A 17,049-nucleotide genomic window follows, 5' to 3' on the forward strand; every position below is an offset into this window, starting at 1 on the left:
ATAACTGACAGGATTTTATGTAACGATGTAAAAATAGCCGAGGATAAAAAAATGGCTCGACTCTGTACCCATACTGAATCAGGACATTACCTGATGGCTCTTGACGCCGGTACCGGTAGCGTCAGAGCAGTAATTTTTGATCTACAAGGAAAGCAAATAGCTGTCGGTCAAGCGGAATGGCAGCATCTGGCCGTGCCGGATGTGCCTGGTTCGATGGAGTTTGATCTTGCCAAAAACTGGCAACTGGCTTGCCAGTGTATCCGTCAGGCACTACAGAAAGCCGCCATCCCTGCAACGGCTATCGCTGCCGTATCGGCCTGCTCGATGCGTGAAGGCATTGTTATTTATGACAGTAACGGCGAACCAATTTGGGCCTGCGCTAATGTTGACGCCCGCGCGGCGCACGAAGTCAGTGAATTAAAAGAGCTGCACGATAACACCTTTGAGGAGGAAGTTTATCGTTGCTCCGGGCAAACGCTGGCGCTCAGCGCTATTCCGCGTCTGCTCTGGCTTGCCCACCATCGTCCGGATATTTATCATCGCGCGTCAACCGTCACTATGATCAGCGACTGGATGGCCTTTATGCTCAGCGGCGAACTGGCGGTCGATCCCTCCAACGCAGGCACGACGGGGTTATTGGATCTGGTGACCCGCAACTGGAAACGTAGTCTGTTACAGATGGCGGGCCTGCGTTCTGACATTCTCTCGCCGGTAAAAGAAACCGGGACGCTGCTCGGTCACATTTCACAGAAAGCGGCTGAACAGTGCGACCTGCAAGCGGGTACGCCGGTCATCGTTGGCGGCGGCGATGTGCAGTTAGGCTGTCTGGGGCTGGGCGTCGTACGCCCGGCGCAAACGGCCGTGCTGGGCGGAACCTTCTGGCAACAGGTGGTCAATCTTCCCGCGCCGGTCACCGACCCAAACATGAACGTTCGCATCAATCCTCATGTGATCCCCGGTATGGTACAAACCGAGTCTATTAGCTTTTTTACTGGGTTAACGATGCGTTGGTTCCGCGACGCCTTTTGCGCCGAGGAAAAACTAATCGCTGAAAGGTTAGGTATTGATGCGTATTCCCTGCTGGAAGATATGGCCAGCCGGGTTCCTCCCGGCGCGTACGGTGTGATGCCCATCTTCTCTGACGTTATGCGTTTTAAACGCTGGTACCATGCCGCGCCGTCGTTTATCAATCTGTCTATCGATCCTGAAAAGTGTAATAAAGCGACCCTATTTCGCGCGCTGGAAGAGAATGCCGCCATTGTTTCCGCCTGCAATTTACAGCAAATTGCCGCGTTTTCCGGCGTACAGGCCGACTCGCTGGTTTTTGCCGGCGGAGGATCTAAAGGCAAATTATGGAGCCAAATCCTTGCCGACGTTACGGGACTCACCGTTCACGTACCTGTCGTCAAAGAAGCTACCGCGCTAGGGTGCGCTATTGCCGCAGGCGTTGGCGTGGGTATCTGGCCATCGCTGGCGGAAACGGGAGAAAAGCTAGTGCGCTGGGATCGGGAGCATAAACCTAATCCTGAAAATTTCGCTGTCTATCAGCAGGCCAGAGAAAAATGGCAGGCCGTTTATCAGGATCAACGCGCGCTGGTCGATGGTGGCTTAACGACATCCCTCTGGAAAGCGCCAGGCCTGTAACAGGAGAATAAGCATGCAAAAAACGAATGAGAAGAATCATGAATACCGCTTTGGCGATAATGGCCCTAAATACTTAATCCGTGGGCCGGGCTGCGATATGGGCGTCGTCATACTACAACCAGGGCAGTCATTCCCTAACCATCGCCATAATACCGCTTGTGAGGTTTTTTATACCCTAAGCGGTGAAGTGTGCCTGTATCTGGAAGGAACACCTCATATCCTGCAAACTGGAGATGTTTTACAGTGCGAACCTGGGGAGGCGCATTATCTCATTAATAACGGCGATAAACCCTGGAAAGGCGTGTTTATTAAATCGCCGCATCTGGAAAATGACAGCCACCCCGCAGATCCACCGACCTGGTAACGCCCGCGCCATCGCCAGATTTTGCCGGATAGCGCCACGAGAGCCTTGTCCGGCCTCCAAACGGCATTCGTTAATGCAATATCAAGCTGTCATTTGATGACCTGTTGGTTCAAGATATCACACTGATGATCCTGAATTTCCTCGGCAGAAGCGCGATTGAAGATCAGTAAATTACGCTCGGTCGCCAGCAAGACAAAAGAGCCATCGCTTTGGCGTACCACCGCCAGCGCGATACATCACAGCATCCCCGCCCGCGCAGGAACTTTCCCTGGTCCCATCGCCACCACAGCAGCAAAAAATAGCAGTGCGGTCATAAACTCCGGCAGTAGCGAAGTCGCCCACAGAAGGATAGTAACGCCAACGATGATGGACGGGAGGAACAGAGGATAGGGCAACCAGAGCGACATACCTGTCTCCTGACGATTTTTTCAGCAAGAATACGACGGACAGTCAGGCAGGTAAACGCCAGATATAGTGGGGTTATCGCAAGATTAAGCGGACAGATCAGTGATAATGAATTTCACCAAAGTATTCAGACAGCACGTAATAGCGGCAATACTCAAAAGGGCTGTCCTTCCCGGCCTGAAACGTCTGTCTGGCGACGGATAACAGCGGTTTATTGGCGGCGATTTGCAATTTTTCGCACAGGTCAGCGGAAGGTAAAATCGCCTCAACTTTTTCTATCGCCGAGTCGCTTGTGACGTTTAATAACGAATAAAGCGACGTATGCTCCAGCGCCTGCGGTGTAAGTTGCAGATCGGGAAAGAAGCTAAGATCGAGATAGATCTTTTCATGGTTAAACGGACGGTTATTCAGGCAACGAATACGCGAAATATAGAGATAGTGATGCTGTGCGGGCAGGCTCAAGCCGTCTGCCTGAGCGTCGCGCGCGCGGCGCGGCGCGATTTCCAGAATACGGTTCTCAATCGCCACGCTGGCGTCCTGGAGATCGCGGGTAATACCGCGAAACGTGTGCCCGTAGCTCACGCCTTCCGGTACCGAGCACACCACCGAACCACTCCCGCGCTGGGAGGAAATAATACCCGCATTGATTAATTCGCTCCAGGCCTGTTTAACCACAATCAGCGAGACGTTGTAGGCTCTGGCAATCTCTTTTTGCGTCGGCAGCTGGCTGCCTAAAGGCAGGGATCCATTTTGAATCTGCTGACAGATGATAAAAAATAGTTGCTTATAAAGCGGAGTAAAGCTCGTTTTATCAACCTGCAAGCTGCGCACCTCACGTCTTCGCCAGCAGGGGACGTTTTACCGTCCCCGGCAGGGTGAATTCGCTACCCTGCGATTTGCCTGGCCAGTTCTGCCAAATCGAAATGATTCATACGATCCAAAGTCGTTAAATAATCGGCGGGAAAAGCCTCCACGCCATGGAATGCGCCGGAAATCGCCCCGACCATGGTGGCGACAGTATCAGTATCATTGCCGATATTAACGCCGGAGATAATAGCATCTACGGCAGAATTCGGACAACACGCGAACAGGCCAAAGGCCGCCGGCACCGCTTCACTCACGTGCAGCCCGGAGCCAATAATATCAGCAAGTTCCACCACCGCCGTTTCCCAATGGCGATGACGTTTACCGATATCTACGGCCAGCTCAATGCGTCGGGCAACGGAAGGACCTGCCACCATCATCGCCCCTTGCTCCTGCGCCAGCAGATAGCCCTTTTGCGCACCGTAAATACCGGCGGCAATAATGCTGTCTGCGTTGGTCTGCGCTCTTAACGCCTCGCTGGTTGCCGCCGCCATCGCCGCTGCGCCGGACATCGCCAGCACGTTATTATGGGTAAAGCGGCAAATCTGCAGCGCGCAGGCAATCGCCGCGTCAATATCACCCGGATGCAGCACCGCCGCTGGCCAAATCTTCATGGCGGCGCCGTTCGTTGCCTCCGCGTTACCCTTATTAATAATCTGTACCGACTGTTTCTCGCCTTCCAGCTCACCCTGTAAAGAGGCGCGGTTATCATTGAATATTGCCTTCATTGCCGCACGCGTCGTCGGGCCGGTAAAGTTGGCGTAGTACGGGTAATCCAGCCACTGCTGGAAAGCTTCGCGCATCGCTTCGTCGCTGACTTCACGCTGATGGCGCAGCAGCGCATCCATGATGTACTTCGCCTGAATAAAATCATCCGTGCACATCCCCGCTTCGTTGCAGCGGCCAAACGTGTCTGCTGGCGGTTTTTGAAAGGTCGTCACCCAGCCGCCAAAATAGTCTTTTATTTGCTGCTGGGTGCGTACTTCCGTCGCGGCTCCCATCGCGTCCGCGGCGGCGGCGCCCACCAGGCATCCCAGTATTTTGTTTTGATCAACGTGCATGATGACTCCTTATTTCACGGTCATGGCTTGTGCCAGCGAATGGCTGGAAAGAAAAGTGTTGAGTTGGTCAGGAAACGGTAAAGCGGTCATTGCGCCCTTTGCCGTTACCGCCATGGCGCCGCAGGCGTTGGCATTGCTGATGGCCTCCGCCAGCAGGGCATGGTTCCAGCAATTTGCGCGGGAAAGGGTGAACAACAGTCCGCCGACAAAAGCATCACCGGCTCCCGTGGTATCGACAACATCGACGCGCGGTGCGGGGAAATGGAACTCCCCCTCGGCGGTAATCAACAGAGCGCCATCGGCCCCCAACGAAATAATGGTGGTGTCGCAGCCCAGATCGCGCAGGTAATAACGCGCATCCTGCCAGTGGCTGGCCCCGCTGAGCTGGCACAGCTCATCTGCCGAGACTTTGCAGATAGAAGCCAGCGCGGCGGACCGGGCGATCAGTTCAGGGATTTCATCGGTATTGCGCCACATCTTGCTGCGCAGATTGACGTCAAACAGTACGTAACCACCCGCTTCACGCATTCTTCTCGCTCCCTCAAGGCACGCCTCGCGAGCGGGCCTGTCGGTGAGGCCAATTGAGCTGAAGTAAAACCATTCGTGCTGCCTGAACGGCGGCAAATCCTGCGGCGAAACGTAGGTATCAGCCCCCGGATGCACCAGATAGGTAAAGCTGCGTTCCCCGTCAGCCGTCAGGTTGACGATCAGCACCGCGCTGGTCAGGTCCGCATCCAGCCTTAGAAACGTGACATCCACGCCGTTATCCTGAAAAACCTGGCGCAGGAAGCGGCCGGCGTCATCGTCACCAAGACAGCCAATAAAACCGCACTCTCCGCCCAGCCTGGCAACGCATACCCCCACGTTCGCCGACGCTCCGCCGGGGCATTTCAGATAGCTGTTCTGTTTTTCCGGCACCAGGTCAACGGAGGCATCGCCGATAACCCAAACCTTATTCATGGCCTTCATTTGCGCCTCCTTATGCCTGTTTCTGCGCCAGGGCAAGCTGAATATCACGATAATATTCGTTGTTAATCAGATACTTTTTCATAAGCAGCCCAACCGCAAGGTGAAACAGAGCCGGAATGAGCGTCATCATCAGCGCAATACCGGTGAGCGAACGCGCGCTCTGTTCAACATCGGCCTGATAGCCAAAGTGGCTCAGCAGGAATCCGAGTATCCCGCCCGCGATCCCCATCCCAAACTTCTGGAAGAAGAGGATGCCGCCAAACGCCAACCCGGAAACGCGCAGACCGGTTTTCTTTTCTCCGTAATCCACCGCTTCGGCGATAGAGGACCAGAACACCGGCATTTGCATATCGCAGAAGAAATTAATAAGAAAATAGAACGCAAAGGCGAGGACAAGATTTTCACGCCCGACGGAGAAATACATCAGCGCGCTCAGGATAAAGGTAATAATCTGGGTGTAGCGGAACATCTTGATTTTGTCCCAGAACTTGGTTATCCAGGTGGTGGCGATCATCGCTAAAATAGAGGCCACGACGCCGGTAGTCAGGAAGGGTGAAATCAGGCTATCTCCGCCGTTCAGATAATACTTGGCGTAATAAGCGGCAACGGAACCGCGAATAACATAACCGCACATCAGCAGCAGAATAACAACGCCGAGAATAATCCACTGATCGTTGCGTAACAGATATTTAAACTGTTTCCCCACCGATAACGACGTAATTTCCGGCTCGCTGCGTTCACGCGTGGTAAGAAAACAGAAGATAAACAGCAAGGCGCCCATCGCCCCCATCAGCCCCATCGAAAACTGGTAACCCAGCGCCTTGTTGCCCTGCCCCAGCCAGACGGCAAGCATCGGTACGACGATAGTCACCAGAAAAGCGGCAATCTTGGTCATCACAAAGCGATAACCGTTGGCGCTTAACCGTTCGACGGGGTCGCTGGTAATCACGCCAATCATCGAAATATAGGGAATGGTGATCGCGGTATAGACCAGGGTCATAAGAATATAGGTGCCATAGGCCCACGCCAGCTTGGCCATATAAGCCATATCAGGCGTAATAAACATCAAATACACGGCGAAACCAAAAGGAATAGCAAACCACAGCAGCCACGGGCGGTAACGCCCCCAGCGCGTATTCAGTTTATCGGTCAGAACCCCCATGGCCGGATCGATAATGGCATCAATCATCCGCACAACCACAAACAGTACGCCAACATCAGCGGCGCTCAGGCCGTAGATATCGGTATAGAAATAGGCGAGGAGCAGCTGCATGGCGATAATCACAACGTTTATCGCCATATCTCCCGCGCCGAAGCCGATTTTTTCCACGATAGAAAGTTTCATGTTGATATTCCTTTACGCTTAACAGCGCAAATCTGGTGAACAATTAATGATGTCACTACATGAAATAAAAACGTTTTTATATATAAGCCATCCACCAGACAATCTATGGAGGCTATGAAGAGAGTGTAACGAACCATCAAAAGATATAAAGGTATACCTTTATATCTTTTGATCGGTTTCACATATTTTTATAGACACGATCTTACCCCAGTTTTAAACCGGGATAAGAATCAATAAGATAATGAGCAAGGGGGTGTAACGAAAATCAGCGGGAAGACAAAATGGCGCAACTATGGTCCTGAATCTCTTCCGCCGATGCGCGATTAAGCGTCAGCAGGTTACGCTCGGTCGCCAGCAGAACAAAAGAGTCGTCGCTTTGGCGTACCACCGCCAGCGCATAGCGTCCCATATGATCGCGCGCTTCCGGCACCTCTTCCGCCAGCATCATAAACGGACTACGCTGCGCCAGTTCGCTCTCGGTTACCCGGCGCGCCAGGTATTCATGCCCCATCAGGCCACCCGGCAGCGGAAGCCAGCGAGTGCTGATGCGCGTGAGATCGTTATCCAGTTGTTCCCGAACGTCAGGACGGATGCAAGAAATATGGATATGCAAATGGTCCTGTGAACGACCAAGCCGCGAATTAATCGCCAGCGAGACCGCGCTATCCGGAATATCATGCCCGTATTTTTTACTCATATAGCCGCGAGCCTGCCAGGCCAGCCAGAAAAAGTTGGGCGTAGCGGGTTCCAGCAATAGCGGGCTTTCTGTACCGTTGATACGGTAGGTGGGCATCAATAAATATTGCAACGGACCGTGACGATCTTTAAAGACGACATAGCCAGCGCGAGGTTTGACTTCCGCGCACGGCGCTGGGTTTTGATGCTGTAACTGATCGGGCAGGCATTGTTCAAGCACGATTTCCCGTAATGCATCAGGGTTGCCGGAAAATTTCCAGTAACCGACGCCCGCCGCGGCGACAATCACTATCACCGCCAGTAAAAAGTAGCCTGTTTTTTTCATGATATGCGTTCCCTGTGACCCATAGACGGGGAAGAGTAACGCAAAATTGTGGCAAAGAAAAAACCCGGTAACATAATACGTTACCGGGTTTATAAACGGTTTAGCGTTTGCTGATTTGGTCGAACGTACCGCCATTAGCGAAGTGATCTTTTTGCGCCTTCGCCCAGCCGCCAAACACCTCGTCAATGGTGAACAGCTTCAGCTTCGGAAACGCATCGTCGTATTTTTTCGCCACGTCAGCATCGCGCGGACGGTAGAAGTTTTTCGCTGCTATCTCCTGCCCTTCCGGCGAGTAGAGATACTTCAGGTAGGCTTCCGCTACCGCTTTGGTGTCTTTCTTTTCCACCACTTTGTCGACCACGGAAACGGTCGGCTCTGCGAGAATAGATTCACTCGGGGTCACTATCTCGAATTTATCTTTACCCAGTTCGTTCGTCGCCAGTAGCGCTTCGTTTTCCCAGGCGATCAGCACATCACCGATACCGCGTTCAACGAAAGTATTGGTTGAGCCGCGCGCGCCGGAGTCCAGCACTTCAACGTTTTTAAACAGGGCTTTGACAAAGTCCTGCGCTTTGGCCTGATCGTTATTGTTGTGGTGCAGGGCGTAGCCCCATGCCGCCAGATAGTTCCAGCGTGCGCCGCCAGAGCTTTTCGGGTTTGGCGTAATCACCGACACACCGGGTTTAATCAGATCGTTCCAGTCATGAATTTGTTTTGGATTGCCTTTACGGACCAGGAAAACGATGGTGGAGGTGTAAGGTGCTGAGTTATCCGGCAGACGCTTAATCCAGTTTTTATCGATACGACCACGTTCCGCAATAGCGTCCACATCGTAAGCCAGCGCCAGCGTCACGACATCGGCTTCAATGCCGTTAATAACGGAAGTCGCCTGTTTACCCGAACCGCCGTGCGATTGACGGATCACGACGTTGTCGCCGGTTTCCTGCTTCCAGTGCGCGCTAAACGCTTTGTTGTACTGCTCGTACAGCTCACGCGTTGGATCGTATGATACGTTAAGTAACTGAATATCCTTTGCCAGAATGCTGGTTGACGCCAGCAATAATGTGAACCCCACGCCCCACTTTTTCATCGCCCGACTCGCTTATGTTGTGTTGTGATGAGCAAAGCGTGCCAGAAAGAGATCCAAACATTAAAGAATAAAAAAAAGATTGGCTATAACTTCGAGGAATAAATCTGAGGGATTGCCGGATGGCGGCTAGCGCCTAATCCGGCCTACACGTTTCTGCAACCTGTAGGCCTGATAAGCGTAGCGCCATCAGGCGCGCAAAAACAATCAGTACAGTTTTTTCGCGCACTCCATCCAGTCGCTTTTGAACGGACGCTTCATGTTTTCAATTGCATCGATGATGTCATGATGAACAAGCTGCTCATTCTGGATACCGACACAACGACCGCCATGGCCTTCCAGCAGCAGGTCAATAGCATACGCGCCCATACGGGAAGCCAGAATGCGATCGTAAGGTACCGGGGAACCACCGCGCTGAATGTGGCCGAGCACCGTCGCACGCGTCTCACGGCCCGTTTCTTTTTCAATAAAGTGCGCCAGTTCGTCAACATCGCACATATGCTCAGTAATAGCGACGATAGCGTGTTTTTTCCCTTTCGCGATCCCGGCTTTGATTTCGGCCACCAGATCTTCGCGATTAAATTCAACTTCCGGCACCACGATAAACTCACAGCCGCCAGCAATAGCCGCCGCCAACGTCAGGTCGCCGCAATAACGGCCCATCACCTCAACGATAGAGATACGCTGGTGAGAAGAGGAGGTGTCACGCAGACGGTCAATCGCTTCCACTACAGTGCCGAGAGCAGTGAAATAGCCGATAGTGTAGTCGGTGCCTTTGATGTCGTTATCGATAGTGCCTGGCAGACCGATGCACGGGAAGCCCATTTCAGTCAGACGTTTTGCACCCATATAAGAACCGTCGCCGCCAATAACTACCAGCGCATCGATACCGCGTTTTTTCAGGTTTTCGATCGCGACAGCGCGAATATTTTCGTCACGGAATTCCGGGAAACGGGCAGAACCGAGGAAAGTACCGCCACGGTTGATCATGTCAGATACGCTGTAACGGTCAAGCTGAACCATACGATCTTCATACAGGCCCAGATAGCCGTCATAAATGCCCATGACTTCCAGCCCTTCCGTCAACGCTGCGCGCACAACACCGCGGATTGCCGCGTTCATGCCCGGCGCATCACCGCCGCTTGTCAACACACCGATTTTCTTAATCATGACTACCTCTGAACTTTGGAATGCAAAATGAAATCTATTGCCGGAAGCCGATTTCGCACTTCGAAACGATCCAACGAATATACAGATAGTATAACAATCCCTTCCTGCTGAATTGATTCAGGTCAGGCCAAATGGCGGTAATTTATACACAAAATGCTGGCCTGGCTCACTTTTTAACAATCAATTATACAAGCTCGAACTTCCTGCCTTCCCTGGGAACGACTGAACAGGGATCCTGATGAATAATGACATCTGAACCCGGAAAACGCTGTAAAATCGCCTGCTCTACCTGGTCAGCCACAAAATGCGCCTGAACGAGCGGCAGATTATCTTCCATTTCCAAATGAATCTGAATAAAGCGAGTCGGCCCTGACTGCCGCGTGCGGAGATCGTGCGCGCCGCTGACTCCCGGCCATGACGTCACGATATCAATAATTTCCTGTCGTTCCGCATCGGGCAGCGCGCGATCCAATAATGACTGCACCGCCTCATACCCCATACGTAACGCGCTATACAAAATATAGATGCCGATACCTAACGCAAACAGGGCATCCGCACGATGCCAACCGTACCAGGATAACCCAAGCGCGATAAGAATCGCTCCGTTCATCATAACATCAGACTGATAATGAAGCATATCCGCCCGTACCGCCTGACTTTGGGTCTTGCGTACCACCCAGCGCTGAAACGTGACCAGTATAATAGTGCATATCAGAGCGATGACGGTAACGCCAATCCCCACGCCGGGGTCGTTCATTGGCGTCGGCTTAATCAGATTCTGGATACTGGTCAAAAACAAAAACAACGCCGAACCGGAAATAAACATACTTTGCGCCAGCGCCGCCAGCGACTCCGCTTTACCGTGACCAAACGTATGTTCATCATCTGCGGGTTGCAGCGAATAACGCACGACCAACAAATTCGTCAATGACGCGGCAATATCCACCAGCGAGTCCACCAACGCCGCCAGAATACTCACCGATCCCGTATACCACCACGCAAAAATTTTGATCAAAAGTAACGCTGATGCCATCGCCGTTGCCGCGATAGCCGCCCGGCTAACCAGCCGTCCATAGGTTTGATTCATAAATACTCCCGCTATCTTCTGCCGGTAGTATAACGGATGGTTTAAAACAGTAAGCTAATAACAGAATGACAAACTGGAGATAAAAAAAACCCCCACATCATGTGGGGGAAGACAGGGATGGTGTCTATGGCAAGGAAAACAGGGTTGTTACTGGGAACGTGAGTTGCTACTACTCAATAATTTCAGCGATGAACTTTTTTGCCATTGCGCCACGTCGCGCAGTTGCTCCATTCGTTGCTGATGCTTTTCATTCAAAACCGCTTGCTGCTCCGGCGTTAACAGGCGATACATCTGGTTACGCACGCGGGCCATTTCGACCTGGCGGGCAACCTGCTCTTGCGCCATTTTTTCTGCCTGAGCGCGCACAGCGCTTTCATCAAATTTTTCTGCGGTGACAAGCCGATGCATTGTCTCCATTTCGCTAACATTAACAGGAGGCTGTTCGTGCCTTGCCTGTTGCATAAGATCTCGCATCTGCTGACGCTGATGTTCGGTTAAACTTATGCCGTCAAACATATGATTTTGCGCGCTACGCTGCGTGGCCCCGTCACCGGGGTGCCAGTTATCGCTTGTAACAACTTCAGCTGCGTGGCTTAAAAAACTGAATGCCAGCGTTGAGGCCATAACAGCAGCGGTAACTTTGCGCATCGCTTGCTCCCAAAATCTTTTCTGTCGCGATTCAACGAGAGACAGTTTACGATTCGGGCTGCAAACATGCGTCAGGGGGTGTAAAACAACGTAAAGTCATGGATTAGCGACGCCTGATGACGTAATTTCTGCCTCGGAGGTACGTAAACAATGAATAAAATCCTGTTAGTTGATGATGACCGAGAGCTGACTTCCCTGTTAAAAGAGCTCCTCGAAATGGAAGGTTTTAATGTCCTGGTGGCCCACGACGGCGAGCAGGCGCTTGAGCTTTTGGATGACAGCATCGATTTACTTTTGCTTGACGTCATGATGCCGAAGAAAAACGGTATCGATACGTTGAAAGCGCTTCGCCAGACACACCAGACGCCTGTCATTATGCTGACCGCGCGCGGCAGCGAGCTGGATCGCGTTCTCGGCCTTGAGCTGGGCGCGGACGACTATTTACCCAAACCATTTAACGACCGCGAGCTGGTAGCGCGCATCAGGGCTATTTTGCGCCGTTCCCACTGGAGCGAACAGCAGCAGAGCAGCGACAACGGCTCGCCGACGCTGGAAGTTGATGCGCTAAGCCTTAATCCGGGTCGCCAGGAAGCCAGTTTCGATGGCCAAACGCTGGAGCTGACCGGTACGGAATTCACCCTGCTCTATTTGCTGGCGCAACACCTCGGCCAGGTGGTTTCCCGTGAACATTTAAGTCAGGAAGTGCTGGGTAAGCGCCTGACGCCGTTCGATCGCGCCATTGATATGCATATTTCTAACCTGCGCCGCAAACTGCCGGAACGCAAAGACGGTCACCCGTGGTTTAAAACATTGCGTGGTCGCGGCTATCTGATGGTTTCCGCTTCATGATAGGAAGTTTAACCGCGCGCATCTTCGCCATCTTCTGGTTGACGCTGGCGCTGGTGCTAATGCTGGTACTGATGTTGCCCAAGCTCGATTCACGCCAGATGACCGAGCTGCTGGACAGCGAACAGCGCCAGGGATTGATGATAGAGCAACATGTAGAAGCTGAACTTGCGAACGATCCGCCCAACGACCTGATGTGGTGGCGTCGCCTGTTCCGCGCAATCGATAAGTGGGCGCCGCCTGGACAGCGGTTATTACTGGTGACCTCTGAAGGACGCGTGATCGGCGCTGAACGTAGCGAAATGCAGATCATTCGTAACTTCATTGGTCAGGCGGATAACGCCGATCATCCGCAGAAGAAAAAATATGGCCGCGTAGAGATGGTGGGGCCGTTCTCCGTTCGCGACGGAGAGGATAATTACCAGCTTTACCTGATTCGACCGGCCAGCAGTTCGCAATCCGATTTTATTAATCTGCTGTTTGACCGCCCGCTCCTGTTGCTCATTGTCACGATGCTGGTCAGTTCGCCGCTCTTGCTATGGCTGGCATGGAGTCTGGCGAAACCGGCGCGTAAGTTGAAAAACGCGGCTGATGAAGTGGCGCAAGGCAACCTGCGTCAGCATCCGGAGCTGGAGGCGGGTCCGCAGGAGTTCCTCGCCGCTGGCGCCAGTTTTAACCAGATGGTGACGGCGCTGGAACGGATGATGACCTCGCAGCAGCGTTTGCTGTCAGACATCTCCCATGAGCTGCGAACGCCCCTTACGCGCCTGCAACTGGGTACCGCGCTGCTGCGTCGTCGTGGCGGCGAAAGCAAAGAGCTGGAGCGTATTGAAACCGAAGCGCAGCGTCTGGACAGCATGATCAATGACCTGCTGGTGATGTCGCGTAACCAACAGAAAAATGCGCTGGTCAGCGAAACGATGAAAGCCAATCAGCTATGGGGCGAAGTGCTGGATAACGCCGCCTTTGAAGCCGAACAGATGGGCAAGTCGTTAACGGTAAATTATCCGCCGGGGCCGTGGCCGCTCTATGGCAACCCAAACGCGCTGGAAAGCGCGCTGGAAAATATAGTTCGTAATGCGCTGCGCTATTCACATACGAAGATTGAAGTCGGCTTCTCGGTGGATAAAGACGGTATTACGATCACGGTCGATGACGACGGGCCGGGCGTCAGCCCTGAAGACCGCGAGCAGATCTTCCGTCCGTTCTATCGCACTGATGAGGCGCGCGACCGCGAGTCTGGCGGCACCGGGCTGGGGCTGGCGATTGTCGAAAGCGCCATGCAGCAGCACCGCGGCTGGGTGAAGGCTGACGATAGCCCGCTCGGCGGGTTGCGGCTCACGCTGTGGCTACCGCTGTACAAGCGAACCTAAAAACCATCGGCCTGCGAATGCAGGCCGATTTTTTATCTCGCCGTCGAGATTTACCGGGAAATGTCTGGCGCCAGAATCCACTCGGCGCTGTCGTTCCACACGTCCATCCGGGTAATTTTGCCATCGCGCACTTCGAAGCGGTCGATAAAGCGGTTATCGGCAAACGGGCGACCGTCGGGCCATTCGCCATACAACGTACCGTTGGAATAAATCACAACGTAATCATCATGCTGCACCGCATCAAACTCGCCCAGCGCCTTCTTCACCCACTTGTAGCGAGCGCCGTTAAACTGCGCGATATCTGCCGCGCCCGCCATCGCCCGGCCTCCGGTGAAGGTAATTTTCACCTCCGGGTGCATATACGTTGCGGCGCGTTCAGCATCGGGAATCATGGAGGCCACCAAAAATTCTTTTACGATCGCCACTGCGTTTTCACATTCAGTCATAACCCTTCCTTTCATTTTGGCGGAGTTTTATCCCCCCACAGTCGTCTGGCGCTATCTTCAATTTTGCCGCTCAAACGACGCTTCTGCATGGTGCGGCTCCAGCTCGCCGACAGCCCGGCGGCGCTCAACAGCCGGTGATATTGTTCGTCATCAAACGGCATAGACCAGGCGATAACACCCGCTTCATGAACCGAGACATCGCTCAGACGCGACGCCAGTTCCAGCGGCGCATCGCTGGAGACCTTACCTGGCGCAATGACCCGATACAGCCAGCCGGTTTTTCCGCTGTTCTGCATAAGGAGGGCCATGTCGCTGATGGCAAAGTGGAAATTAAGTTTAAAGCATGGAGAGCGCGGCTGAGTGACCTGGATCAACGCCTCGCCCCAGCGGTAGATGTCGCCAATAAACACGTTGTGTTCGGTCATTCCGTTCGTCGACAGATTCTCGCCAAACGCCGGGGCGCAAAACAGCGTCGCCTGCTCGGGGAACTGGCGAATCCAATCAGCATAGTGTTCGCGGGGATAATGGCATAGCGCGCGATCGGGGCCGCCGTGGATTTTCTTTTCGGCCTGCTGATCGCCTGCCAGACCCAGCTCGGTCAGCATGAGTTCGCCGTCGATTTGCACCTTGGCGATAGCGCTCGGGCGGCTGCCGTCATAGTCACGAATTTTGCCAATAAACACGTCAACCGGATAATGCATCTGCTGCTCCTTACGCGGATACAAAAAAAGCGAGTCATCAGACTCGCTTCTACAGACGTGCAATGCAAATTATTTTTTAGCGGCGAAACGCGCTGCTGCTTCGTCCCAGTTCACCACGTTCCAGAACTCTTTGATGTAGTCCGGGCGGCGGTTCTGGAATTTCAGGTAGTAAGCGTGTTCCCACACGTCCAGCCCCAGGATCGGGAAGCCGGAAGCGCCGGAAATGGCTTCACCCATCAGCGGAGAATCCTGGTTTGCGGTAGAAACCACAGCCAGTTTGTCACCTTTCAGCACCAGCCACGCCCAGCCGGAACCGAAACGGGTTGCTGCTGCTTTTTCGAATTCAGCTTTGAAGTTGTCAACGGAACCGAAGTCACGCTCGATAGCCGCTTTCAGATCGCCCTGCAGAGTGGTGCCTTTTTTCAGCCCTTTCCAGAACAGGCTGTGGTTAGCGTGGCCGCCCGCGTTGTTACGCAGCACGGTTTTTTTGTCCGCTGGCACCTGGTCCAGTTTAGTAATCAGTTCTTCAACCGGCAGGTCAGCAAACTCAGGCAGGTTTTCCAGCGCCGCGTTAGCGTTGTTGACATAGGTTTGATGGTGTTTGGTGTGGTGAATCTCCATCGTCTGCTTATCGAAGTGCGGTTCCAGTGCATCATAAGCGTACGGCAGGGATGGCAGTGTATAACTCATAATCATCTCCATTATTGTCGAGCGGCACAGTGTTAACGCCGCGTAAGCAGTTGGTTCATTATAGTTAATTAAATGATATTGAAAATGATTATCAATGCCGTACTTTTTCCATGGTTATAAACGTTACGGCATCCGCTGAAAAAAACCGTTTTTTACGCCTCCAACCGAAACCGCCTGTTGATGAATTCCTGGAAATCATGAAATGTGAAACAGGGTTTCAAAATCTTTCTTTTGGTGCCAAATTTTGTCAGCGGTGGCAAAATCAAGAAGGTTATAATTTCACACTGCAATTACATTCCCGGTAAATTATTACAATTGCGAGGGAATCATGAAGCAACCTGGTTTTATACGTCTGGCTACGTTGGCCTTACTCTCCACACTCTCTTTCTTCTCCCACGGCGAAACCATTTTGCGCCTGGCCTACGCTGAAAATAGCCAGCCGGTAAAAGATGCGTTGCACTTCCTGGGGCAGCAAGTTGAAGAGAAAACGGGCGGCGATATCAAAGTACAGTACTTCCCGGACGGACAGCTTGGCGGCGAGCGCGAACTGGTGGAGTTGACGCAGGTCGGCGTCGTCGACATCACTAAAGTGTCGTCCGGGCTGATGGAGAGTTTTTCGCCTGAGTACGGCGTGTTCTCACTTCCCTACCTGTTTGCCACCGTCGATGAATACTACCGCGTAATGGATAACCCACAGGTGATGGAGCCTGTTTATCAGTCCACCGCCGCACAGGGGTTTGTCGGCGTAGGCTGGTATGATTCCGGCGCGCGTAATTTTTATATGAGCAAAGCGCCGGTTAAACGCATTGAGGATTTACGCGGGAAAAAGATCCGCGTCATGCAGAGTGAGACGGCGATCCAAACCCTCAAACTGCTGGGCGCTTCGCCTATCGCCATGAGCCAGGCGGAGGTCTATACCTCGTTACAACAAGGCATTCTCGACGGCGCGGAAAACAATGAGTTCGCTCTCACCATCGCCCGCCACGGCGAAGTCGCCCGTTATTACACCTACGATATGCACACCCGCATTCCCGATATCCTGCTAATGAGTACCCTCACGCTGGAAAAGCTGACGCCGGAACAGCAGCGCATCGTCGAAGCCGCCATCAAGGCGTCGATCGAATTTGAGAAAGCCGCATGGGACAAGGAAATAGAGAAAACCAGGCTGGCGGCGGTAAAAGATTTCAACGTTGAATTCTACGAGATCGACAAAAAACCCTTCCAGAAGGCAGTACAGCCTATTTACGACGGCCTGAAAAACAAACCGCGGCTTTACGGGCTGTATCAACGTATCCAGACAGCAAAAAATTAATCTAATCAGGAAATTA

At 52.9% G+C, this 17,049-nt stretch carries 17 protein-coding genes and 2 pseudogenes; 5 read left to right on the forward strand and 14 right to left on the reverse strand.

Annotation, left to right across the window (positions count from 1 at the left end; translation table 11 throughout):
- Positions 1-51 precede the first annotated feature (51 nt).
- Both lsrK and HV477_RS20270 read left to right on the forward strand, forming a co-directional pair.
- On the forward strand, positions 52-1,644 hold the full coding sequence (gene lsrK, locus HV477_RS20265) for an autoinducer-2 kinase (RefSeq protein ID WP_000113084.1): 1,593 nt from the start codon (positions 52-54) through the stop codon (positions 1,642-1,644).
- Positions 1,645-1,657: 13 nt separating this feature from the next.
- The gene (locus tag HV477_RS20270) at positions 1,658-2,008 is read left to right on the forward strand and encodes a cupin domain-containing protein (RefSeq protein ID WP_114063874.1); all 351 of its coding nucleotides are present in this window, start codon (positions 1,658-1,660) and stop codon (positions 2,006-2,008) included.
- An 89-nt stretch (positions 2,009-2,097) separates the two neighbouring features.
- Here the strand turns inward: HV477_RS20270 and HV477_RS20275 are convergent.
- The 11 genes and pseudogenes from HV477_RS20275 to cpxP all read right to left on the reverse strand — a co-directional run.
- Positions 2,098-2,238, reverse strand: a pseudogene (locus HV477_RS20275) (CDP-diacylglycerol diphosphatase); the annotation flags it as partial.
- Positions 2,239-2,289: 51 nt separating this feature from the next.
- Positions 2,290-2,415, reverse strand: a pseudogene (locus tag HV477_RS20280) (hypothetical protein); the annotation flags it as partial.
- 97 nt (positions 2,416-2,512) lie between these two features.
- Positions 2,513-3,235 (reverse strand): GntR family transcriptional regulator, encoded by a 723-nt coding sequence (locus HV477_RS20285; protein WP_001535809.1) that lies wholly within the window; start codon positions 3,233-3,235, stop codon positions 2,513-2,515.
- A gap of 62 nt (positions 3,236-3,297) precedes the next feature.
- The gene (locus tag HV477_RS20290; RefSeq protein WP_053445368.1) at positions 3,298-4,338 is read right to left on the reverse strand and encodes an ADP-ribosylglycohydrolase family protein; all 1,041 of its coding nucleotides are present in this window, start codon (positions 4,336-4,338) and stop codon (positions 3,298-3,300) included.
- Positions 4,339-4,347: 9 nt separating this feature from the next.
- Positions 4,348-5,307, reverse strand: coding sequence for an aminoimidazole riboside kinase (locus HV477_RS20295; RefSeq protein WP_079899258.1), 960 nt, complete (start codon positions 5,305-5,307; stop codon positions 4,348-4,350).
- Positions 5,308-5,317: 10 nt separating this feature from the next.
- On the reverse strand, positions 5,318-6,652 hold the full coding sequence (locus tag HV477_RS20300; RefSeq protein ID WP_000777317.1) for an MFS transporter: 1,335 nt from the start codon (positions 6,650-6,652) through the stop codon (positions 5,318-5,320).
- 265 nt (positions 6,653-6,917) lie between these two features.
- Entirely contained in the window at positions 6,918-7,673 is a 756-nt protein-coding gene (locus HV477_RS20305; protein ID WP_000750762.1) for a CDP-diacylglycerol diphosphatase, read from the reverse strand.
- Positions 7,674-7,773: 100 nt separating this feature from the next.
- On the reverse strand, positions 7,774-8,763 hold the full coding sequence (locus HV477_RS20310) for a sulfate ABC transporter substrate-binding protein (protein WP_000758711.1): 990 nt from the start codon (positions 8,761-8,763) through the stop codon (positions 7,774-7,776).
- 204 nt (positions 8,764-8,967) lie between these two features.
- Entirely contained in the window at positions 8,968-9,930 is a 963-nt protein-coding gene (gene pfkA, locus HV477_RS20315) for a 6-phosphofructokinase (RefSeq protein WP_000591793.1), read from the reverse strand.
- A gap of 184 nt (positions 9,931-10,114) precedes the next feature.
- Positions 10,115-11,017, reverse strand: a complete 903-nt coding sequence (fieF, locus tag HV477_RS20320; RefSeq protein WP_001077320.1) for a CDF family cation-efflux transporter FieF — start codon at positions 11,015-11,017, stop codon at positions 10,115-10,117.
- Between the two features lie 147 nt (positions 11,018-11,164).
- Positions 11,165-11,665 carry a cell-envelope stress modulator CpxP gene (cpxP, locus tag HV477_RS20325; protein ID WP_001233463.1) on the reverse strand — a complete coding sequence of 167 codons (501 nt, stop codon included), beginning with the start codon at positions 11,663-11,665 and terminating at the stop codon, positions 11,165-11,167.
- 150 nt (positions 11,666-11,815) lie between these two features.
- Here cpxP and cpxR point away from each other — a divergent pair, with 150 nt between their 5' ends.
- Positions 11,816-12,514 carry an envelope stress response regulator transcription factor CpxR gene (cpxR, locus tag HV477_RS20330; RefSeq protein ID WP_001033731.1) on the forward strand — a complete coding sequence of 233 codons (699 nt, stop codon included), beginning with the start codon at positions 11,816-11,818 and terminating at the stop codon, positions 12,512-12,514.
- Positions 12,511-13,884 carry an envelope stress sensor histidine kinase CpxA gene (gene cpxA, locus HV477_RS20335; protein WP_000580402.1) on the forward strand — a complete coding sequence of 458 codons (1,374 nt, stop codon included), beginning with the start codon at positions 12,511-12,513 and terminating at the stop codon, positions 13,882-13,884. The genes cpxR and cpxA overlap by 4 nt, the downstream gene beginning before the upstream one ends.
- Positions 13,885-13,934: 50 nt before the next feature.
- On the opposite strand, the gene HV477_RS20340 is transcribed toward cpxA, so the two are convergent.
- The 3 genes from HV477_RS20340 to sodA all read right to left on the reverse strand — a co-directional run bounded on the left by HV477_RS20340 (position 13,935) and on the right by sodA (position 15,721).
- Positions 13,935-14,330 (reverse strand): nuclear transport factor 2 family protein, encoded by a 396-nt coding sequence (locus HV477_RS20340; protein WP_000133655.1) that lies wholly within the window; start codon positions 14,328-14,330, stop codon positions 13,935-13,937.
- Positions 14,331-14,341: 11 nt separating this feature from the next.
- Positions 14,342-15,031: a 6-hydroxyaminopurine reductase gene (gene yiiM, locus HV477_RS20345; RefSeq protein ID WP_000559229.1), complete on the reverse strand. Its 690-nt coding sequence runs from the start codon at positions 15,029-15,031 to the stop codon at positions 14,342-14,344.
- Positions 15,032-15,100: 69 nt separating this feature from the next.
- Positions 15,101-15,721, reverse strand: coding sequence for a superoxide dismutase [Mn] (sodA, locus tag HV477_RS20350; RefSeq protein WP_000122632.1), 621 nt, complete (start codon positions 15,719-15,721; stop codon positions 15,101-15,103).
- Between the two features lie 328 nt (positions 15,722-16,049).
- On the opposite strand from sodA, the gene HV477_RS20355 reads away from it, so the two are divergent.
- On the forward strand, positions 16,050-17,033 hold the full coding sequence (locus HV477_RS20355) for a TRAP transporter substrate-binding protein (RefSeq protein WP_000812816.1): 984 nt from the start codon (positions 16,050-16,052) through the stop codon (positions 17,031-17,033).
- The last annotated feature ends 16 nt before the right edge of the window (positions 17,034-17,049 follow it).

The organism is Salmonella sp. SG203, from assembly GCF_013350575.1.
Taxonomy (GTDB): Bacteria; Pseudomonadota; Gammaproteobacteria; order Enterobacterales; family Enterobacteriaceae; genus Salmonella; species Salmonella enterica.